The 19,141-nt window shown below is 69.4% G+C and carries 19 protein-coding genes and 1 pseudogene; 10 read left to right on the top strand and 10 right to left on the bottom strand.

The genetic code is table 11. From position 1 onward, the window contains the following. Window positions 1–74: 74 nt before the first annotated feature. The gene (locus BM362_RS20110) at window positions 75–959 is read left to right on the top strand and encodes a LysR family transcriptional regulator (protein WP_067591715.1); all 885 of its coding nucleotides are present in this window, start codon (window positions 75–77) and stop codon (window positions 957–959) included. On the opposite strand, the gene BM362_RS20105 is transcribed toward BM362_RS20110, so the two are convergent. The 3 genes from BM362_RS20105 to BM362_RS20095 all read right to left on the bottom strand — a co-directional run bounded on the left by BM362_RS20105 (window position 956) and on the right by BM362_RS20095 (window position 5,105). Next, window positions 956–1,372 (bottom strand): VOC family protein, encoded by a 417-nt coding sequence (locus BM362_RS20105; RefSeq protein WP_067591712.1) that lies wholly within the window; start codon window positions 1,370–1,372, stop codon window positions 956–958. The genes BM362_RS20110 and BM362_RS20105 overlap by 4 nt on opposite strands. Window positions 1,373–1,405: 33 nt before the next feature. Next, window positions 1,406–2,692: a GGDEF domain-containing protein gene (locus BM362_RS20100; RefSeq protein WP_093574162.1), complete on the bottom strand. Its 1,287-nt coding sequence runs from the start codon at window positions 2,690–2,692 to the stop codon at window positions 1,406–1,408. 1,162 nt (window positions 2,693–3,854) lie between these two features. Beyond that, window positions 3,855–5,105, bottom strand: a complete 1,251-nt coding sequence (locus BM362_RS20095) for an MFS transporter (RefSeq protein WP_093574161.1) — start codon at window positions 5,103–5,105, stop codon at window positions 3,855–3,857. A gap of 136 nt (window positions 5,106–5,241) precedes the next feature. On the opposite strand from BM362_RS20095, the gene BM362_RS20090 reads away from it, so the two are divergent. Continuing rightward, window positions 5,242–6,738, top strand: coding sequence for a serine/threonine-protein kinase (locus BM362_RS20090; protein ID WP_093574231.1), 1,497 nt, complete (start codon window positions 5,242–5,244; stop codon window positions 6,736–6,738). On the opposite strand, the gene BM362_RS20085 is transcribed toward BM362_RS20090, so the two are convergent. Then, entirely contained in the window at window positions 6,735–7,313 is a 579-nt protein-coding gene (locus tag BM362_RS20085; protein ID WP_093574160.1) for an HAD family hydrolase, read from the bottom strand. The genes BM362_RS20090 and BM362_RS20085 overlap by 4 nt on opposite strands. 97 nt (window positions 7,314–7,410) lie before the next feature. On the opposite strand from BM362_RS20085, the gene dinB reads away from it, so the two are divergent. Further along, window positions 7,411–8,628: a DNA polymerase IV gene (gene dinB, locus BM362_RS20080; RefSeq protein ID WP_093574159.1), complete on the top strand. Its 1,218-nt coding sequence runs from the start codon at window positions 7,411–7,413 to the stop codon at window positions 8,626–8,628. A gap of 761 nt (window positions 8,629–9,389) precedes the next feature. Here dinB and BM362_RS20075 read toward each other — a convergent pair. The 4 genes and pseudogenes from BM362_RS20075 to BM362_RS49100 all read right to left on the bottom strand — a co-directional run. Continuing rightward, on the bottom strand, window positions 9,390–10,277 hold the full coding sequence (locus tag BM362_RS20075) for a helix-turn-helix transcriptional regulator (protein WP_093574158.1): 888 nt from the start codon (window positions 10,275–10,277) through the stop codon (window positions 9,390–9,392). Window positions 10,278–10,347: 70 nt separating this feature from the next. Next, window positions 10,348–11,142, bottom strand: a complete 795-nt coding sequence (locus tag BM362_RS20070) for an SDR family oxidoreductase (protein WP_067591701.1) — start codon at window positions 11,140–11,142, stop codon at window positions 10,348–10,350. Window positions 11,143–11,257: 115 nt separating this feature from the next. Continuing rightward, window positions 11,258–11,896, bottom strand: a complete 639-nt coding sequence (locus BM362_RS20065) for a LysR substrate-binding domain-containing protein (RefSeq protein WP_244287222.1) — start codon at window positions 11,894–11,896, stop codon at window positions 11,258–11,260. 167 nt (window positions 11,897–12,063) lie between these two features. Continuing rightward, window positions 12,064–12,264 (bottom strand): annotated as a pseudogene (locus BM362_RS49100) (helix-turn-helix domain-containing protein); the annotation flags it as partial. Here BM362_RS49100 and BM362_RS49095 point away from each other — a divergent pair. From BM362_RS49095 to BM362_RS49085, 3 genes are all read left to right on the top strand, one after another. Continuing rightward, a complete protein-coding gene (locus BM362_RS49095) occupies window positions 12,263–12,481 on the top strand; it encodes a DMT family transporter (protein WP_244287214.1) in 219 nt (72 codons plus the stop codon). The pseudogene BM362_RS49100 and the gene BM362_RS49095 sit on opposite strands and share 2 nt — an antisense overlap. A gap of 174 nt (window positions 12,482–12,655) precedes the next feature. Then, window positions 12,656–12,841, top strand: coding sequence for a DMT family transporter (locus BM362_RS49090; RefSeq protein WP_244287213.1), 186 nt, complete (start codon window positions 12,656–12,658; stop codon window positions 12,839–12,841). Next, window positions 12,763–13,080 carry an EamA family transporter gene (locus tag BM362_RS49085; protein ID WP_483073384.1) on the top strand — a complete coding sequence of 106 codons (318 nt, stop codon included), beginning with the start codon at window positions 12,763–12,765 and terminating at the stop codon, window positions 13,078–13,080. The genes BM362_RS49090 and BM362_RS49085 overlap by 79 nt, the downstream gene beginning before the upstream one ends. On the opposite strand, the gene BM362_RS20055 is transcribed toward BM362_RS49085, so the two are convergent. Next, window positions 13,061–13,831, bottom strand: coding sequence for a TetR/AcrR family transcriptional regulator (locus tag BM362_RS20055; protein ID WP_093574157.1), 771 nt, complete (start codon window positions 13,829–13,831; stop codon window positions 13,061–13,063). The genes BM362_RS49085 and BM362_RS20055 overlap by 20 nt on opposite strands. 61 nt (window positions 13,832–13,892) lie before the next feature. Here BM362_RS20055 and BM362_RS20050 point away from each other — a divergent pair, with 61 nt between their 5' ends. Beyond that, window positions 13,893–14,672 carry an ABC transporter ATP-binding protein gene (locus tag BM362_RS20050; RefSeq protein WP_093574156.1) on the top strand — a complete coding sequence of 260 codons (780 nt, stop codon included), beginning with the start codon at window positions 13,893–13,895 and terminating at the stop codon, window positions 14,670–14,672. Continuing rightward, window positions 14,669–15,463 carry an ABC transporter permease gene (locus BM362_RS20045; RefSeq protein WP_093574155.1) on the top strand — a complete coding sequence of 265 codons (795 nt, stop codon included), beginning with the start codon at window positions 14,669–14,671 and terminating at the stop codon, window positions 15,461–15,463. The genes BM362_RS20050 and BM362_RS20045 overlap by 4 nt, the downstream gene beginning before the upstream one ends. Before the next feature lie 58 nt (window positions 15,464–15,521). Here the strand turns inward: BM362_RS20045 and BM362_RS20040 are convergent, their stop codons facing one another. After that, complete coding sequence (locus tag BM362_RS20040) at window positions 15,522–16,913, bottom strand: sugar porter family MFS transporter (RefSeq protein WP_093574154.1); 1,392 nt, start codon at window positions 16,911–16,913, stop codon at window positions 15,522–15,524. 429 nt (window positions 16,914–17,342) lie between these two features. Between BM362_RS20040 and BM362_RS20035 the strand changes: the two genes are divergently transcribed. Continuing rightward, the gene (locus tag BM362_RS20035) at window positions 17,343–17,636 is read left to right on the top strand and encodes a hypothetical protein (RefSeq protein WP_093574153.1); all 294 of its coding nucleotides are present in this window, start codon (window positions 17,343–17,345) and stop codon (window positions 17,634–17,636) included. Next, window positions 17,633–19,132 carry an alpha/beta hydrolase gene (locus tag BM362_RS20030; RefSeq protein WP_093574152.1) on the top strand — a complete coding sequence of 500 codons (1,500 nt, stop codon included), beginning with the start codon at window positions 17,633–17,635 and terminating at the stop codon, window positions 19,130–19,132. The genes BM362_RS20035 and BM362_RS20030 overlap by 4 nt, the downstream gene beginning before the upstream one ends. Window positions 19,133–19,141: the final 9 nt, after the last annotated feature.

Genomic DNA, 19,141 nt, shown 5'->3' with positions numbered 1-19,141 from the left:
CATGCTGATCCGGCACTAGTATCCGTGGCAGAGCAGTTAGAGATCTCTATTATCTAGATGAGAGATGGTGTGTCGTGGACATCCGGCACCTGCGCCATTTCCTCGCACTGGCCGAGGAGGGCAGCTTCACCCAGGCGGCCCGCCGGGAGTTCATCGTGCAGTCCGGGATTTCGGCGTCCATCCGCGCGCTGGAAAGCGACCTCGGCGTGCACCTGTACGTGAAGGGCACGCGCCCGCCGCGGCTGACCGCCGAAGGCCGCGCGCTCGTCCCCGCCGCCCGGGAAGCGGTGCGCAGTTTCACCGCCGTGTACGACGCGGTCGGGCAGGCCAGCAGCAGGCTCACCGGATGGTTGCGGATGGGCGTGTTCAGCCACGTCGAGCACCTGGTCCCGCTGGCCGGGGTGCTGTCGCGGATGGCTGTCCTGCATCCGGACCTGGACGTCACCCTGTCCCAGCTGCCCACCGAGGAGATGCTCCGCCTGCTCCGTGTCGGGCAGCTGGACTGCGCCGTGCTGTCCGCACCTGAGCCCGCGCCGCGGGAACTCGAGGTCACGCCGCTCGCCGTGGAACCGATCGTGCTGGCCGGTGCGAGCGGCCATCCGCTGGGGCGCGCGTCGTCGGTCAGCGTGCGCGACCTCACCGATCAGCGGTTCATTGAACCGCCGCGATATTGGGCGGTGCGGACGGATCTGGACCGGCTGTTCCGGGACGCCGGACTGCGTCGCAGGAGGGTGTTCGAGGTCGACGACTGGGGCATCGTGCTCGACCTGGTGGCAGGCGGCGCAGGGCTCGCGTTTCTGCCGGAAGCGGTCGCCGACCAGGGCCGCGAGTCCGGTGTCTGGGCGAAAACCCTGACCGACGCGACCCTCGAACGCCGCGTCGACTTCGTGCTGCCGCGCGGCCAAGCGGCGACCCCGGCGGCCCGGACCCTGCGGACCGAACTGGCGGCCGTGGGTTAGCTCGTGGCGCGGGCGGAGATCTGCTGAACCGACCAGCTGTTGCCGTCGGGATCGGCGAAGTGGATGAACCCGATGTTGTCGAGGTCTTCGAGCGCGCCGGTGCCCGGATCCGAGCCGTAGACCTGGAGTTCGCCGACCTCGACGCCGCGTTCCAGCAGTTCCTCGCGGGCTTTCCGCACATCGGCGACGACCAGCTGCAGACCCTTCAGCGAACCCGGCGCCATGTCCGGCACCACGCCCTTGCCCAGGACGATCGAACAGCCCGATCCCGGCGGAGTCAGCTGCACCAGGCGCAGCCCGGGGCCGGGGGCGATGTCGTGGTCGAGGCGGAAGCCGACCTGGTCGACGTAGAACGCTTTCGCCCGGTCCACGTCGGTTACCGGGACGACGACGACCTCGAGAGTCCAGTCCATGCGACGAGTTCTAGCGGTGGCTTTCGGCGAGGGTCAAGCGCTCGCCAGCTCGACCCGGTTCCGGCCCGCCTGCTTGGCCCGGTACAGCGCGGCGTCGGCGGCCACCAGCACGTCGTCGACGCTGGTGAGATGCTCGGCCGGGTACAGCGCGCAGCCGATCGAGACGGTCAGGTCGCTGATCACCGAGTCCTGGCCCGGCAGCGTGACGACCACCTGCGGGATCCGCCGCCGGATGCGGTCGGCGATGTGGCCGAGGTGCTCGGCGCTCGGGATGTCCGGCAGCGCGATCGCGAACTCCTCGCCGCCCCAGCGGCCGCATACGTCCTGCTCGCGGACCTCGTCGCGCAGCGACAGCGCGATCTCACGCAGCACCAGGTCGCCGGTGGGGTGGCCGTAGGTGTCGTTGATCGCCTTGAAGTGGTCGAGGTCGAGCAGCAGCACGCCGACGCTGTCCTGGTTCGCCCGCGCGCGTTCGAGGTAGCGCTCGGCGACCGTGCGCCACCAGCGTTTGGTGGCCAGCCCGGTGGTGACGTCGGTGCGCGCGTCGCGTTGGAACTGGGTGAGCAGCAGCCCGCGGTGCAGTGCCACGAGCGCGATCACGACGCCCGCCAGGATCAGCGGGTTGGCCAGCAGCAGGAGCGCCGCGGTGACCAGGCCGAGCCCGATCGCGCCCGCTTCGAGGAGCTGGTCGCCGAAACCGGAGAACAGCTCGGCGAACGACCGCGGCGGGCTCGACAGCGCGATCGCGACCATCACGAGCGCGGTGTTGATCGCCCAGCGCAATCCCGCCGCGAGCACGAAGACGATCAGGTCGACCAGGCCGGGACCGAAGCCGTCGGCGAGCACCCCGGGGTACTCGTGCATCCCGAGCGCGAGCACCGCGACGGCGGCTTGCGTCCCGCACAGGACGGACGCGCAGGAGAAAATCCAGCGGTGCGGCAGGACCGGCCGTTCACGCGGCCAGATCCGCCACCACGCGACGGCGTAGGTGAGCACGACCATCGCCGACGCGAGGATCGCCGGCAGCGCCACCACGGCGGCGATGCTCCACACGGCCTTGGTGTCGACGTACGCGACAGTGGGCGCTCGGCTGTACTCGCGCTGCCGTTCGATGTGCCGGGTCGCTTCGATCGCGAGCGCCGCGCACACGGCGAGAACCCCGAAGCGGACCAGGTCGATGTGCCGCACCGGCGCGAGCCACGCGGTGGCGAGGGTGGTGCCCACTGCCACGACGTTCACCAGCAGCACGTACCTGCGGACGTGAGAGGGCAACCGCCATAGGCGCCAGCCTGTGAACCACCCGGCAACTCGTCCGCGCACTCTTCACCTCACCCGATTGGCTTCTACGGTAAACGACGAGGCGCGTTGTGTGCTGCCTGTCGTCCGGACTCTGGGAAGCACCGGGGCGATTTCGCCCGGACAGCCCAGCGCCAGGCGGCCGGCGAGGGGAGGTGGCCACTGTGAGTAGCGGACAGCTGCGTCGAATCCGGGCCGGACCAGGGGATCCACGAGGGCCCCTAGTGGACCCCCATGGCCACTTTCGGTGACCAGCCTACCCGGCGGTGACGTGCGAAAACCGCCGAAGGCGCGACTCTGAAACGGAGGTGACGACGGTGCGCGACAACAACTGGACGGCTCTTCGGTGACCTCGGTCTCCCTCGCGGTCTCGACTTGAGGTCGAGACTTCGGTCTTCGCAGGTGAGAGGAGGTGACCACAGTGCGGGACAACAACTGGTGAATGGGGCTGGGTCGGGAATCCGGGATGCGGAAAGGAGGCGGCGGGATGCGCGACAACAACTGGACCCGCTGAGGACTGCCGGTCCATGCCGGTCCATGCCGGTCGATCGGAAAGGAGGTGGCCGCGGTGCGTGACAACAACTGGATCCGCTGAAGTCCGCTGATTGCTGACCGTTGATTCGGGAAGGGAGCTGCCGTCGTGCGCGACAACAACTGGAACCGCTGAAGTCCGCTGATTGCTGACCGTCGAGCTGCGAAGGGAGTCGCCCGCGATGCGTGACAACAACTGGACCTGCTGAATCTCGCGATCACCGAGCCAAGAAAGGAGTCCCCGCCATGCGCGACAACAACTGGACCCGCTGACCCTGCCGACCACTGCCCGCCAATTCGCGAAGGGAGTTGCTGCTGTGCGTGACAACAACTGGGCCCGTTGAGCCCTGCCGACCACCGCCCGTCGAGCCGCGAAAGGAGCTGCTGCTGTGCGCGACAACAACTGGGCCCGCTGAGCCCGCCGACCACCGCCCGTCGAGCCGCGAAGGGAGTCGCTCGCCATGCGTGACAACAACTGGGCCCGCTGAACCCCGCCAACCACCGCCCACCGAGCCACGAAAGGAGCCCCGCTATGCGTGACAACAACTGGACCCGCTGACCGGCCCTCAACCCGCCCCACGAGGAGGTGAGAGGGTATGCGTGACAACAACTGGACGTGACCGAAACCAGTCCCGCGGCGCACCCGTTCCGCGGATTACGGCGCGGGAGGTGGGGTGGCCCCGTCGAGGGGAGTTCGGCGGGGCCGCACCGCGCGGTCCGCTCGCACCGCCCGCGCCCATGCGATCCCGGCCAAAGCGGCGCACCCTGCCCCAGCGACGGCGGCGATCGCGACCACCGTCGTCGGCGCGAAGGCCAGCGCCAGTGCGCCCGCGGCGGCGATCGTCAGGCCTTGCGCCGCTCGCAACGCCGCGATCGCGACTCCGATCACCTGGCCGCGCTGTTCCGGCGGCGCGGCGAGGCTGTACTGCACCTGGGTGATCAAGTCGTGCGCGGAGAACATCCCGGACACCGTCCAGAGCGCGACGACCACCGGCAACGCGGGCGTCCAGCCGGTCGGCAGCAGGACGAGACTGCTCGCCACCGCGAGCGGACCCAGCCATCGCACCTGCCGGGCCCGCGGCAACCGGCTGATCAGCAGCGCGCCGAGCAGCGTCCCGACCGGGTTCGCCACCAGCAGCCAGCCGAGCACGCCCGTGCCGCCGAGTTGTGCGGCCACTGGCACGGCCAAACCTTCCGGCACCACGTAAAACCCGCAGCAGCACGCGATCGCCAGCAACGACCGCAGTTTCCGGTCCCGCGCGACAAGCCGGCAACCAGCCTTCAGCGACGCCCATTGCGGCGCGTGCTCGGCCACCTTCGAAACCGGGTACAGCCGCAAACCCCAGCGCAGCGCGGCTGCCGACACCGCGAATGTCACCGCGTCCGCCCACAGCGCGCCCGAAACCCCGAGCCACGCGACCACCGCGGCGCCCGCGCCGAAGCCGATCACCAGTGCGGCCTGGTACGTCGAGGAGAGAATCGCTTGACCGGTCGCCAGTTTCTCCTCGCCCAGCATGTCCGGCAGGACCGCCTGCCGAGCCGCCTGAAACGGTCCGGCCGCGAGTTGCACGATCACGAGCAGTCCCGCGGCGACCGGCCAAGGCAGGCCGGGAATCGCCATCAACGCGACCAGCAATGCGCGCACGACATCGGCGACCACGAGCACGGTGCGGCGCGGGAACCGGTCGGCGAGCCCGCCGAGCGCACCGCCGAGGAGGTCCGGCAAATAGGTGAGCGCGTACGTCCCGGCGGCCCAGCCAGCGGACGCCGTTCGGTTGAACACCAACACAGTCAGCGCGACTCGTGCTAGTTGATCACCTGCCACCGACAGCACGTGCGCGAGCCAAAGCGCACGAAATTCGCCCATCCGGAACACACTCCGGAAAGACGGCGCTGTCGTGGTCATGCGCTCACCCTGTCGTGACTCGGCCACCCGGAGCAACCCCGGCCCGGCGTGGGTGGGTCGCGGATCCGGCTCCGGCCGTCCGTGGAAAACTGGGTGATCGCCGTCCGTGGATGATGTCGCACCGAAGGGTTTTCCGTTGACCGAGGAGAGCCGGCAGGTCGCCGGTCGCTACGAGCTCGCCGAACTGATCGGCAGCGGCGCGATGGGGATGGTCTGGCGCGGGGAGGACAAGATCCTCGGCCGCGTCGTCGCGGTGAAGGAACTCCTCATGCCCGTGAACCAGGGCGAGGACAAGGTCGAGGAAGCCCGCAACCGCGCCATGCGCGAGGCCCGCATCGCCGCCCGGCTGCAGCATCCGAACGCCATCTCGGTGTTCAACGTGGTCGAGCACGAGGACCGCCCGTGGCTGATCATGGAGTACCTGCCCTCGCGCAGCCTCGCGGTGAAACTGCGCGAGGACGGCCCGCTGACCGTCGACGAGGCGATTCCGTTCGGGGTGCAGCTGGCGGGCGTGCTCGCCGCCGCGCACCGGGCGGGCATCGTGCACCGCGACGTCAAACCCGGCAACGTCCTGCTCGGCGACGACGGCAGCACGGTCAAGGTGACCGACTTCGGCATTTCCCGCGCGGTCGGCGACGTCACGCTCACCGCGACCGGCGAAATCTCCGGCACACCCGCGTTCCTCGCGCCCGAGGTCGCTCGCGGCGAGGAAGCGACGTTCGCCTCCGACGTGTTCGCCCTCGGCGCGACGCTGTACATGGCGGTGGAGGGCGATCCGCCGTTCGGCACCGCGGACAACGCGATCGCCTTGCTGTACCGGGTTTCCAGCGGTTCGATCAACCCGCCGAAACAGGCCGGGAAGCTGGAGCCGCTGCTGCTGAAGCTGCTGGAGCTCAAGCCGGAGGACCGGCCGTCGATGGCCGAGGTGGTCACCGAACTGCGCAAACTCGACGGCGGCGTCACCCCGGTCGCGACGGTTCCCGAACCGCCGACGCTGCCGGAGGCCACCCCGCCGGCGGTGCCTGCCACGATCGCGGTTCCGGACGCGGGCGCTGCCGCCGCGCCGCCCGCGGGCTCGGACCGAAGACGCCGCGGGATGATCTTCGCCGGGGCGGGCGCGCTGCTCGTCGTGATCGCCGTGATCGTCACTGTCGTCCTCACCCGCAACCACGGGGAGGAAAATCCGGCTGCGAACCAGTCGGCCGCCGAGAGTTCCGCGGCTTCCCACGCTCCGGCGCCTTCGTCTGCTTCGAAGGCGTCACCGTCGACGCAGCCGTCGAGTCCGCCTTCGTCGAGCAGCCCGCCGTCGTCCAGTTCCGCGGCGAACTCTCCGGACGCGATGGCTTCCGCGCTGCGCGCTTACTTCTCGTACCTGCCGAGCAATCTGGAGCGCGGTTGGTCCATGATCAGCGACGCGTTCCGCGCCTCGCACAAGAATCAGACTTTCGACGAGTACAAGGCGTGGTGGGGCCGGTTCACCTCGGTGATCGCGAGCGACGTCGAGGTCACCGGTGAGAACAAGCTCACCGCCGTGATCACCTACAACTATCCGAACGGCGGCTCGAAAAAAGAGACGCACCGCTACACGATGTCGCAGCGCGAGGGCACCTGGCAGATCGACGCGGAGAACTAACTCTCAAGCAGCAGCGCGATCGCGGCGGCGGCGTCGCGGTCCGGGCCGACTCGCACGGTGTGCAATCCGGCGGACCGTGCGGGTTCGACGTCCGCGCCGACGAGCCAGGCGTCCGCCAGCGTGGTCTCGCAGCGTTCGGCGGCGAGCTCGAACAGCTTCAGGTCCGATGTGGACAGTCCGTCCGGCCCGGCGAGCGCCCAGCCGTCCACGAGTCCGGCGATTCCGGTGCACAGCAGCGTGGACAGCTGCGGTTCGCCCTCGCCGAGGACGCCGATCCGCCAGCCCGCCGCGCGCAGCCGGGGCAATCCGGTCAGCACGCCGGGCGCGACGGGGACGAGCGCGGGATGGCGGTCGCGGTAGGCGTCTTCGAGCTCGGGTTCTTGCAGGTCGAAGCGCTCGCGGAGGTTCTTGAAGAACGCGGCCCGGTCGGCGCGCCCGCGGTCGTCGGCGGCGATGAGCCACGCGGCGTCCGCGTCGGCGAGCCGATGTTCCGCGCAGAACTCCCACACCCAGCGGCGGAACCCCTCCGCGCGATCGACGAGCGTGGTGTCGAGGTCGAACAGGACGAGCCGCACGGGGAGAGATTAGCGTGTTCCGTCCGGGCTCCGGGAGATTCTTATACTCCGTTCGAGTGAACAGAGCGCGGTTTTTGTCGGTGTTCGATGCGAACATATGTTCGTGACGAGCGAAGGACCGATCCTCCACGCCGACCTCGACGCGTTCTACGCCTCGGTCGAGCAGCGCGACGATCCCCGGCTGCGCGGCAGGCCGGTGATCGTGGGCGGTGGCGTGGTGCTGGCCGCGAGCTACGAGGCCAAGGCGTTGGGCGTGCGCACCGCGATGGGCGGGGCGCAGGCCAGGCGGTTGTGTCCGCATGCCGTGGTGGTGCCGCCGCGGATGCCGGTCTACAGCGCGGCGAGCAAGGCGGTGTTCGAGGTGTTCCGGCAGACGACGCCGGCAGTGGAAGGAGTGTCGATCGACGAAGCTTTCTTGGACGTCGGCGGTCTGCGGCGAATCGCCGGGCAGCCGTCGGAGATCGCGGTGCGCCTGCGCGCGGAGGTGCTGGCGCAGGTCGGGCTGCCGATCACGGTAGGGGTGGCGCGCACGAAGTTCCTCGCGAAGGTGGCGAGCGGCGTCGCGAAACCGGACGGCCTGCTGGTGGTGCCGCCGGAACGGGAGTTGGAGTTCCTGCACCCGCTGCCGGTGGAGCGGTTGTGGGGAGTGGGAAAGGTGACGTCGGCGAAGCTGCGGGAACGCGGCGTCCGCACCGTGCGCCAGGTCGCCGAGCTGCCCGAGGCCGCGCTGATCTCCATGCTGGGCCCAGGTTCCGGACGCCACCTGCACGCCCTGGCACACGGTCGCGACCCGCGCGCGGTTCACCCAGGAAAACGCCGCCGCTCGATCGGCTCGCAACGCGCACTGGGCCGTCGTCCACGCTCCCCGGCCGAGCTGGACGAGATCGTGGTGTCCATTGTGGACAGATTGGCGCGCCGGTTGCGCGGCGCGTCGCGGGTATGCCGGACGGTGGTGCTGCGAATGCGCTTCGCGGACTTCACCCGTGCTACGAGGTCGCACACGCTCGCCGACAGCACCGACCACACGGAGACTCTGTTGTGCGCCGCCCGCGGTCTGCTGTCCGCGGCGCAACCGCTGGTGTACGACCGGGGTTTGACGTTGCTGGGCCTGTCGCTCTCGAACCTCGACAGCCATGGCGCGGTGCAGTTGGCGCTGCCACTGGACCAACCGTCCAGCCCGGCGATGTCCGTCGAGGCGACTGCGCTGGACTCAGCAGTGGACGCGCTGCGAAACCGCTTCGGCGCGGCCGCGTTGACCCGGGCGGCGTTGCTGGGTCATGAGGCGGGGATGGAGATGCCTATGCTGCCGGACTGATCGAATGCGGTGGTCCCGCGGACGCTTCACTGCGGTTCGGACGACCTTGCGGGAAAGTGCGGGAGGTCGTTGTCCAGCATCAGGGATTGAGATGCTGGGGTGCCGGACCGATCGGGTGCGGTGGTTCCGCGAGGGCTGGTTCCCGGGCCGGGGCGGGTAGCCCTGGCGGGTTGGGTGCTGGTGAGGCGGGACCGATCGGGTGCGGTGGTTCCGCGGGGGGCTGGTTCCCGGGCCGGGGCGGGTAGCCCTGGCGGGTTGGGTGCTGGTGGCACCGGGCTGGCCGGGTGCGGTGGTTTCGGGTGAGCCGGTTCTGAGCCGGGTTGGGCGATCCCCGATGGGGTGGGTGCTGGTGGCGCGCGCGCCGGGCCGCTGGTTCCCGGTTGGGGTGACCCTGGCGGGGTGGGTGCTGGTGACGCGGGGCCGGTCGGGTGCGGTGGTTTCGGGTGAGCTGGTTACCGGGCCGGGGTGAGCGAGCCTGGCGGGTGCTGGTGATGCCGGGCCGATCGGGTGCGGTGGTTCCGCGAGGGCTGCTCCCGGGCCGGGGGCGGGTGATCCCGATGGGATGGGTGCTGGGCGGAAGTTCGGCCAGCCGGGACTGGGCGGGACGCCGCGGGTTTCGTCCTCCCGGTGCGGCTCTGGTCCAAGTTCGGTGATCCTGGCACCGTGCGCAGCAGAGGGAAGATCGCGGTGGCTTGCCTCGTGCTCGAACGCGGGCCCTCGCCGAGAAGCGCTGACTCAGGCGGACGGGAAACGCGGAAATGTCAGCTGAGCGCTTGAGGCTCGGTCGCCGCCTTCTCCTGACTGGCCGCCCACGACGCCAGCAGGGCCAGACCGTCCGCGGACGTCGTGCCGGTGGGGGCGGTGTAGACGTTCAGGAGCAGGCCGGGGTCGGCGGGCAGGTCCATCGATTCGACGTCCAGGTCGAGTCGGCCCACAGCGGGATGGTGCACGCGTTTGCGTCCGGACCGGTGGAGCCGGACGTCCTGGGATGCCCATCGCTGCCGGAACAGGTCGCTGCGTGTCGATAGCTCGCCGACGAGCGCGATCAGTTCCTCGTCGTGCGGGTTGCGGCCTGCTTCCATGCGCAGTTTCGCGGCCACGTCGGAGGCGACTCGGTCGTAGTCGACGAAGAACGTTCCCGCCGCTTCGGGTTCCAGATACACGAACCGAGCGGTGTTCGCTGGTCGTCGTGGGTCGGTCAGCATCGGGGAATACAGTGCGCGGGCTAGGTGGTTCGTGGCCAGTACGTCGTAGCGGCCGTTGCAGATCCATGCCGGGGCGTCGGTGATGGCGGCGAGCACCTGCTGAAGCGCCGGACGCACTGTCACGGTGGGTCGGCGGCGTGGGCCGTTGGGTGTCCTGGATTGCCGCGCTAGCTGGAACAGATGATCGCGTTCGGCTTCGTCGAGGTGCAGGGCGGCGGCTACCGCGTCGAGTACGCCGTCGGAGGTGCCGGCGAGGCTGCCGCGTTCCATGCGCACGTAGTAGTCGACCGATACGCCCGCCAGCAGGGCTGCTTCTTCGCGGCGCAGGCCTTTCACCCGGCGGTTGCCGCCGTAGACGGGCAGGCCGGCCTGTTCGGGCGTGATCCGTGCGCGACGGGAGCTCAGGAATTCCTTGATCTCGCTGCGCAGATTGATCGTGGCCACCTCGTCACCGTAGCTGCTGTCCGCGGGCGGAGGGAGGCACTGCGAGTACCCCGGCGGCTAGCGCGGACGCCTAGGTTCCCGATGCGGTCGTGGCGGTGCCGCCGTCGACCGGGATGATGGTGCCGGTCAGGTATGACCCGGCCCGGCTGGCGAGGAATACGGCGACGCCTGCCATGTCGTCGTCGCGGCCGAGTCGGCGGAGCGGGGCCTTCGCCGCGATCGTGTCGCCGATGGCATCGATCGTGGCCGCCATCATCTGCGACGGGAACACTCCTGGGGCTACCGCGTTCACCGTGATGTGCTGCGGGCCCAGTTCCCTGGCAAGCACCCTGGTGAGCTGATGGAGCGCCGCTTTGCTGCTGGCGTAGGAGTAGTTGGGCGCCTCGGCGACGTGGACGGCGGCGATGCTTCCGATGTTGATGATCCGCGCGGGATCGTCGTCGGTGCCCGCCCCGCGCAGTGCGGGCAACAGCGCCTGCACCAGCCAGAACGGCGACTTCAGGTTGAGATCGAGCACTGCGTCCCATGCTTCGGCCGGGAACGTCTCCAGCGGCTCGCGCCACATCGCTCCCGCGTTGTTGACGAGGATGTCCAGGCGTTCCGAGCCGGCCTTGACCAGAGCGGCGAGGCGCTGGCACTCGTCGTGCCTGGACAGGTCGGCGGGGATTGCCTGGACGTCGCCGAATTCGGACAGCAGACGCTGTGCCTCCGCACACGCTTCTGCCTTGCGTGAGCTGATAATGACGCGGGCGCCCGCCTGCAGAAGGCCGCGCGCGATCATCATTCCGATGCCTCGGGTGCCGCCAGTGACAAGTGCGTATTTCCCACTCAGGTCGAAAAGGTCTGAGTGAGTGGTGTCCGCCATTGGTTTTCGGTCCTTTTGTCGTGGAAACGCGCTGATGTGGGCGAAGCTGCCGTGCGTCCGAGGAGTGTTGTCGGCGGGTTCGTTCAGGATGCCGACTCGAATAGGTTGCCAGTCGTCATGGACGTCGGGGAGTCCCTGGTGATACGGGTACTGGGAGGGCCTCCCCTGTCGAGGCAATGTCGCGCAGCGCGGCAAGCCCTGCGCTGACCAGCGGATGCCCGCTGCTGCCACGGCGTACGGCGGTCAGCAATTGGCGTGTGGGAATAGACTTCCCCCGCAATGGAATCCGCTTAACCGCGTGTTCGGGCAGCGGCACGATCCTCGGCATCGGACACACGCCGAGGGCCTCGGCGACGAGTGCTGATACTGCGTACCACTCCTTGGCTCCGTGAACAATGCGAGGCATGAACCCGGCGGCGCATGCCGCGGTCACCAGCGGATAAGTGTCGTTGTTGTGTTTCTTGACGATCCATGGTTGATCGGCCGCCTCGGCGAGTTCGATTCCCTTGCGCCGGGCCAGTAGATGGGTTGCGGCGACGAGCAGGTCTTGGCGGTCGGTCGTCAACGGGGTCTGTTCGAAGCGGGAATCGGTGGCCGGCGGTGCCCCGGGGCCGGGCAGCACCAAGGCGATGTCGGCCTCGTCGGCGAGCAGGAGACGGTAGCAGTCGACGTTTTCCTCTTCGATGATGCGCGGTTCTGCCAACGGATGTGTCTTGCGCAGGCTGGCGACGCCCGGAGCGGCGAGGGTCGCCAGCGCGGAGGAGACGCCGCACAGGCGCAGCGTGCCGCGGAGTTCAGCGCCCTCCGCGGCGAGTTCCGCGCGGGCCGCTTCCCATTGCCCTCGGCGTGTCGGAGCACGATGCGTGCGGCGGGAGTCAGCTGTACTCGACGACCTTGCGGCACGAGCAGTTCCACCTCCAGATCCCGGGCCAGCAAACGGAATTGCTGCGAGACGGCAGAGGGGGTCAAGTGCGGCGCGGCGGCGGTCGCGGTTACGGTTCCGTGCTCGGCGAGGGTCCAAAGGACGTGCAACCGGTGATCAATAATGGAGGCCAGGCTAAACGGTTTTTTGCGAAAGAATTCGTTGGACGTGCACGCTTTCCGGCGCAAACCTGGAGGCATGAGGGATCTGCCTGCCCCGCTGACGGTGGGGAGCGTCCAGTTCGGGCAGGCGTTCGGGAAGCAGCTTTCCGAGGACGTCGGCGCGTCCGGTGTGGTGGGGTTGCGGCTTGGCCTGGCTGCCGCGGTTCTGCTGGTCCTGTACCGGCCCGCGGTTCCGCGCAGCTGGGCGGAAAGGAGGGTGGTCCTCGGCTTTGGCACGGCCATCGCGCGGAGATGAATTTGATCTGTCCCGCGTTGACCTTCTTGCCGCTGGGGGCTCGCGAGCGCGCTGCAGCTGGTGGGGCCGGTTTCCTTGGCATTGGTCACTTCGCGACGCGGCCTGTGCGGTCGTGGCCGGAGGCGGGGTGTGGCTGTTCCACGCCCCGCGCGACGTCGTATTCCGCTCGGTGGCGTGGCTCTCGCGTTGGCTCCCGGCGCTTGCCTGGCCGCCTACTTCCTGCTCAGCAAACGCGCCGGGGCCAGGAACTCGGGAGGAGGTCCGCTTGCGCTGGCGTTGGCTTGGGCTGCCGTGCTTTCGGTGCCGCTGGGCGTTATCGACCAAGGCACCCGGCTGGCGACGCCTCGGGTGTCGGCGTAATGGTGGCCGTGCTCTCGGCCGTGGTGCCGTATTCCTTGGAGCTGGCGGCTTTGCGACGGCTGCCTGCCCGGACGGTCGGGGTGCTGGCCAGCCTTGAGCCGGCGAGTGCGGGGCTGGCCGGGGTGCTGGTCCTCGGCGAGCACTTGCGCCCGGTGCAGTGGGTGGTCCTGGCTTGCGTCGGTCTCGCGATCGCCGGGGCGGTGTTGGGGCGGAAGGACGCTACTCAGCGGGCCGGTTGACCAGCGCGGCAATGCCTTCGATCAGGCGGTCCAGCCCGAACGCGTACTCGTGGTCGAGGCTGTACGGAGCCTGGTGCGTTTGCCCGGCGGCAGCGCCGACCCGATCCGCGACCGGGAAGCGGCGCGATTCGTAGACCTCCGCCAGCGCGGGAGCGGTCGCGGCCCACCATTGCTGGTCGGTCATCCCGGTTTGCCGGACGACCCGCGCGGCTTCGACTTTGCGGCGCGCCAGGCCTTCCACGTGGGTGGTCACCAGGGTGATCGTCGAGTCCATTTCCACGTCCGACAGGCCGATGCCGTCGACGATCGCCAGTTCCAGGTCGTACTTCGCGATCGCGTTGGGGCCAAGGGCCGGACGGCCGGTGAAGACTTGCAGCAGCCACGGATGCCGCAGGTGCATCGCCCAGTTGACGGCGGCGACGCGGCGGAGGCCGTCGCGCCAGTCGTCGGCGTCTATTTCGGCCAGTTCGGCTACTGCCTCGCCATAGACCGCGTCGACCATCGCTTCGACCAGTTCCGCGCGCGACGAAACGTAGGTGTAGAGCGACATCGTCCCGACGCCCAGCGATTCGGCGATCCGGCGCATCGACAGCGTCGCCAGGTCCTGTTCGGTGTCGGCGGCCTCGACCGCCGCGTCGACGATCCGGGCGGGGGTCAGTCCGTGCTTCGGGCCGCGCCGCGGCAGCTGGCGGGTGCCCCACAGCAGCGCGATCGTCGCGGCGGGGTCGCCGGGGGTGCCGTCAGTCGTCACGTGACCAGCATAGGAACTCAACTCCGTAGGCAATACGGAGTTCTGTGCTAGCCTTATTCGTATGGCATACGGAGTAGATGGCCTGGTGGCCCGCGGGGTGTGCAAGCGGTACGGCGAACGGGCCGCGCTGGACGGGTTCGACCTGCGGGTGGAGCCGGGGACGGTGTGCGGGCTGCTCGGTCCCAACGGCGCGGGCAAGACGACCGCGGTCCGGATTCTGACCACGTTGCTGCGTCCGGACGCGGGCGAGGTCCGGGTGGCCGGTTTCGACGCGGTCGCGGAGCCGGACGAGGTGCGGCGGCGGATCGGGCTGGTCGGGCAGAGCGCCTCGGTCGACGAGATCCTGACCGGCAGGCAGAACCTCGAACTGTTCGGCAGGCTCGGCGGATTGCCCTCGCGGGCGTCCCGGGCGCGGGCGAGGGAACTGCTGGAGCGGTTCGGTCTCGCCGAAGCCGCGGGCCGGTCGGTCTCCGGCTACTCCGGCGGCATGCGGCGCAAGCTGGACCTGGCCGCCGGGCTGCTGCTGAACCCGGCGGTGCTGTTCCTCGACGAACCGACGACCGGACTCGACCCGGCCGCTCGCATCGACGTCTGGGCGGACGTCCGCGCGCTGGCCGGCACCGGCACCACGGTGCTGCTGACCACGCAGTATCTGGAGGAGGCCGATCAGCTCGCCGACCGGATCGCCGTCCTCGACGCCGGCCGGGTCGTCGCCGCGGGCACGCCGGACGAGCTGAAGGCGAAGGTCGGGCCGGACCGGGTCGAGACGGTCGTCCGCAAGCCGACGCTCGACGAGGTCTTCCTGCACCTGACCGGCAACGCGGCGGGGGAGGCGCGATGACCGTCACCGCACCCGGAAGCGGGTCCTGGCCGACGCACACCGCCGTCCTGACCCGGCGGATCCTCGTGCACTGGAAGCAGCGTCCGGTCTCGATCGCGGTCACGCTGCTGTTCCCGGTCCTGATCGTGGTGATGTTCGGCCAGCTTTTCGGTGGCGCGATGGCCATCCGGGACGGTGCGTACATCGACTTCCTCATCCCCGGCATGCTCGCGATGACCATGCTGTTCGGGCTGGAATCCACTGTCCTCGCAGTGACTTCCGACGCCTCGAAGGGGGTCACCGAGCGGATCCGCGCGATGCCGGTCAGCGGGCTCGCGGTGTTGACCGGACGCTGTCTCGCCGACTTGATCGGCGCGGTCGCCGGGCTCGTCGTGATGATGGGAGCGGGGCTGGCGCTGGGGTGGCGTCCGCAGCAGGCGTCCGTGCTCGGCGCGGTCGGGCTCTTGTTGTGGCTGCGGTTCGCCTTCGTCTGGATCGGGATCTACCTCGGGCTGCTGCTCAAGACCCCGGAATCGGCGGTTTCGGTGCAGGTGCTGGTGTGGCCGGCCGGATTCCTGTCCGGCGTTTTCGTTTCCCCGGACACCATGCCTGCCTGGCTGAGCGCGATCGCGACCTGGAATCCGCTCACCGCGACGGCTTCCGCGGTGCGCGAGCTGGCGGGCAATCCGGCGTGGGCCGCGAATGGCTGGGCGGCGGAGCATTCCGTGCTGCTCGCGCTGGCGTGGCCCGCGGCGCTGACCGCGATCTTCCTGCCGCTGGCCACCCGGCGGTACCGCATGCTCGGGCGGTGAGAAAACAGCCGGGCGGCAAGGGAAATCCCCGGCCGCCCGGCCGCACCCCGAGCGAAATTCAGGCGCGCGCCTTCGAATGCGTCCGCCCGCGCAGGTCGAGTTCGATTTCCTCCAGCGTCCGGCCCTTGGTTTCCGGGACGAGCCACTTGGTGAGGAAGAACAGGACCACGTTGATGCCCGCGAACAGGAACATCGAGCCGCCGAGGCCGAGTGCGCCCGGGTCGGAGATGATCGGGAACACGGCGCTGATGATGCCGGTCGCGGCCCACAGCACGACGCTGCTCACGCCCATGCCCGCGGCGCGGACCTTCAGCGGGAACACCTCGGCCATCATGACCCACACGACCGCGCCCCAGCCCAGTTCGTAGCCGACCAGGTAGAGCACCATGGCGACGAGCATCAGGATGCCCTTGGTCGCGGTGTCGTGGACTTCCAGCACGATGAACCCGGCCGCGACCAGGGTGAGCACCATCAGCACGTTGCCGATCAGCAGCAGCGGCTTGCGGCCCCACCGGTCGACCACGAACACGACCCACGCGGTGAACAGGAACTTGGTCACGCCGAGCAGCACGCCGGACAGCAGCGCCGCCTGGGTCGCGAAGCCGAGGCCGATCAGCATCGTCGGGAAGTACGCGTTCACCGCGTTCACGCCGCTGAACTGCTGGCCCATCGCGAGCAGCAGGGCCACCACGAGCATCGGCCGCACAGTGGGCGTCAGCAGGTCGCGGAAGCGGGTCTTCGCCGATTCCGAGTCGAGCCGGATGACCTCGCGGATCGTGCCGATCTCCTCGTCGACGTTCACACCGCCGCCGTGCGAGCTGAGCAGGACCGCGCGGGCCCGCTCCTCGTGGCCGTTCGCGACGAGCCAGCGCGGCGTTTCGGGCAGGAGCACCAGGCCCGCCAGCAGGATCACCGCGGGCACGATGGCGCCGGCGAACATCAGCCGCCAGTTGCCCGAGGTGCCGAGCCCGTAGCTGACCAGGAACGCGATCAGGATGCCGAGCACGATGAAGATCTGGTTCAGCGCGCCCATCGCCCCGCGCAGCCGGGCCGGAGCGAGTTCCGACAGATACGTCGGAACCGTCGACGACGACAGCCCGATCCCGACGCCGATCACCAGCCGGGAAATGATCAGCAACGTGAATGTCGGCGAAAACGTGGCCGCGAGCGTGCCGATGATGACGACGACCGCGGCCACCATGATCGTGCGGCGGCGGCCGAGCCTTTCGTTGAGCCGGGAGGAGAAACTCGCGCCGACGATCGCACCGATCGAAATGCTCGCGGTGATGACGCCTTTGTCCCAGCCGGACAGGCCCCAGAGTTTCCCGATGAACGGCAACACCCCGGAAATGACGCCGAGGTCGTAACCGAACAGGATGCCGCCGAGGGCACCGAAGAAATACAGCGTCGTTCTGCCGATAGGCCGCCGCGCCGCGGCTGTCTGTGTCATTGCCGAGCCGTCTCTTTCCGGGATGGCCGGCCGGTCCTGGTCCGCTGCCCGCGAGGTCAGCGCCGTCCTGGCCGGACGAATGGGGGTCGAGGGGACAAGGACTGCCGGACTGGTCCAGCACTGCGAAACGGCCGGATCCGCCGCCGTGCAACGCCTTTCCTCGCCGTGCGCCGGCCCGCTCGCTCCGGTACGAACTTCGCCGTACACAGTCACACGCTGGTCATCGGCGGGCAAGACGCGGGCTGATAACTATTCAGTCACGTGACTAGCGTTCACATATATGGACGCGGTAGGCGGGTGTTTTCACAGGTCACCGCCTTGATGGGGAGATCTTGCCCAGCGTTTTCGTGAACGTCGAACTGCCGGGAACCGGCTGCGGCGGATGTCCGTCGTACGGGTCGTCCGGTCGCCGCGGTGGGGGAGATGCGCATGGGAACGGGTTTCGAGGTCGCTCCGGGGGAGGTCGCGACCGCGGCCCGGCGGGCGCACCAGGCGGCGGCGACCGTGCGGACGGTCGACCTCGCGGGCGCGCTCGCCGGGGTCGGGCTGTCCGGCGGCACGAGCGTGGCCGCGGCGGACCGGCTGTCCAGCACCTGGGGCCGCGCCGTTCCGAAGTGGGCAGCCGCCACCGAGGCCTACGCGGGCAACCTCGACCAGGCCGCGGCCGGCTACCGCGACACCGACCAGAACGCGACCGGCAAGATCGCGGCGGCGGGCCGATGATCACCTGGGGAGACGTCCGGCGCTGGAATCCCGCCGCCCTTGCCGCAGCCGTCGACGCGCTCGGCACCCGCGCCGCCCGGCTCACCGCGGCGAACGACGATGCCGACGACATGACGAAGTTCGGTGCCTGGCAAGGCGACGCGGCGGACGCGGCGACCGCTAAGGGCACTGCGCTCACGGCGGAATTGCGGCAGCTGACCACCGACGTTTCGGCGGTCCGGCGCGGGGTGCACGACGCGCAGCTGGCGGTCGAGCGGATCAGCTCGGCGGTGCGGGAGGTCGACGATTTCGCCTCGCGCAACGGAATGCGGATCGACGACGGCGGCGGCGTCAGCGGCGAACCCGGGCGGCAAGCCGAACTCGCTGACCGCGTCAGTCAGATTCTCCGCGATGCCACCGAAACCGACGCCGACCTCACCGTCGTACTCGACCGCGCGGTGAAGGGCGAAAGCGGCGGGACGGGCGTCGTCGCGCTGGCGATGGCGACCAGCAGCCAGCCGAAACCGAACGGCACCCCGGCGGAGAACCGGGCGTGGTGGGACAGTCTGTCCGACTCCGCGCAGTCCGCGATCCTGCGCGACAACCCGGACCTGATCCGCAACCTCGACGGTATCCCGGTGGTCGATCGCGACGCGGCGAATCGCGTTGTGCTGCACCAGGAAATCGACAAGCGCAACGGTGACGACGCGCAACTGCGCGGCCTCACCGCGATCCGCGACCGGCTCGCGGCCACCGGCGACGGCAAACCGCCCGCGTTCCTGATCTCGCTCGACGTCAGCGGCGACGGCACCGCGGTGGTCGCGGCCGGAAACCCGGACACCGCGGCGAACGTCGCGACCTACGTGCCCGGCACGGGCAGCGAGCTGGCCAAGATCGGCGGCGACCTCGGCCGGTCGGACAAGATGTGGCAGTCGGCGACGATGGCGGGCTCGTCTTCGACGTCGGTGATCACCTGGGTCGGCTACGACGCGCCGGACGAACTCGTGAACGCCGCCAGCGAGAAATACGCCGACGGCGGCAAAGACGCGCTGTCGAAATTCGAGGACGGCCTGCGGGCTTCGCACGAAGGCGCGCCGTCGCACAACACCGTGCTCGGCCACAGCTACGGCACGACCGTGATCGGCCATGCGGCTCGCGACGGCGGGCTCAACGCCGACGACCTGATCTTCGCCGGCAGCCCCGGTGTCGGCGTCGAGCACGCGAACCAGTTACACCTCGACGGCGTCCCGCAGGATCAGGTCGCCCAGCACGTGCACTCGACGGTCGCGGAACACGACCTCATCAAGATCACCAACATCGGCGTCGGCGGCCACGACCCGCTCGGCCCGAGCCCGACCGTCGGCGGATTCGGCGGACAGGTCTTCGAATCGGCACCGGGCGACAAGGGCCCGTGGTACGAGGGCGGCTTGTCCGGGGCCGCGCACAGCCAATACTGGGAGGACAACAACCCGTCGCTGCGCAGCTTCGGCCGGATCATCGCGGGGCTGCCGGCGTGACGGCGCGCC

The sequence above is a fragment of the Amycolatopsis rubida genome, from assembly GCF_900115345.1.
In the GTDB taxonomy this organism is placed as follows: domain Bacteria; phylum Actinomycetota; class Actinomycetes; order Mycobacteriales; family Pseudonocardiaceae; genus Amycolatopsis; species Amycolatopsis rubida.
Note: the sequence above shows the minus strand (reverse complement) of the source record. Positions and strands in the feature narration are given on the sequence as shown.

Coding starts and splice junctions, on each gene's coding strand:
- BM362_RS20045 (WP_093574155.1), top strand. CDS start 14,669: ATGACCGTCACCGCACCCGGAAGCGGGTCCTGGCCGACGCACACCGCC.
- BM362_RS49095 (WP_244287214.1), top strand. CDS start 12,263: ATGAGGGATCTGCCTGCCCCGCTGACGGTGGGGAGCGTCCAGTTCGGG.
- BM362_RS20035 (WP_093574153.1), top strand. CDS start 17,343: ATGGGAACGGGTTTCGAGGTCGCTCCGGGGGAGGTCGCGACCGCGGCC.
- dinB (WP_093574159.1), top strand. CDS start 7,411: ATGTTCGTGACGAGCGAAGGACCGATCCTCCACGCCGACCTCGACGCG.
- BM362_RS20070 (WP_067591701.1), bottom strand. CDS start 11,142: ATGGCGGACACCACTCACTCAGACCTTTTCGACCTGAGTGGGAAATAC.
- BM362_RS20030 (WP_093574152.1), top strand. CDS start 17,633: ATGATCACCTGGGGAGACGTCCGGCGCTGGAATCCCGCCGCCCTTGCC.
- BM362_RS20095 (WP_093574161.1), bottom strand. CDS start 5,105: ATGACCACGACAGCGCCGTCTTTCCGGAGTGTGTTCCGGATGGGCGAA.
- BM362_RS20105 (WP_067591712.1), bottom strand. CDS start 1,372: ATGGACTGGACTCTCGAGGTCGTCGTCGTCCCGGTAACCGACGTGGAC.
- BM362_RS20040 (WP_093574154.1), bottom strand. CDS start 16,913: ATGACACAGACAGCCGCGGCGCGGCGGCCTATCGGCAGAACGACGCTG.
- BM362_RS20050 (WP_093574156.1), top strand. CDS start 13,893: ATGGCATACGGAGTAGATGGCCTGGTGGCCCGCGGGGTGTGCAAGCGG.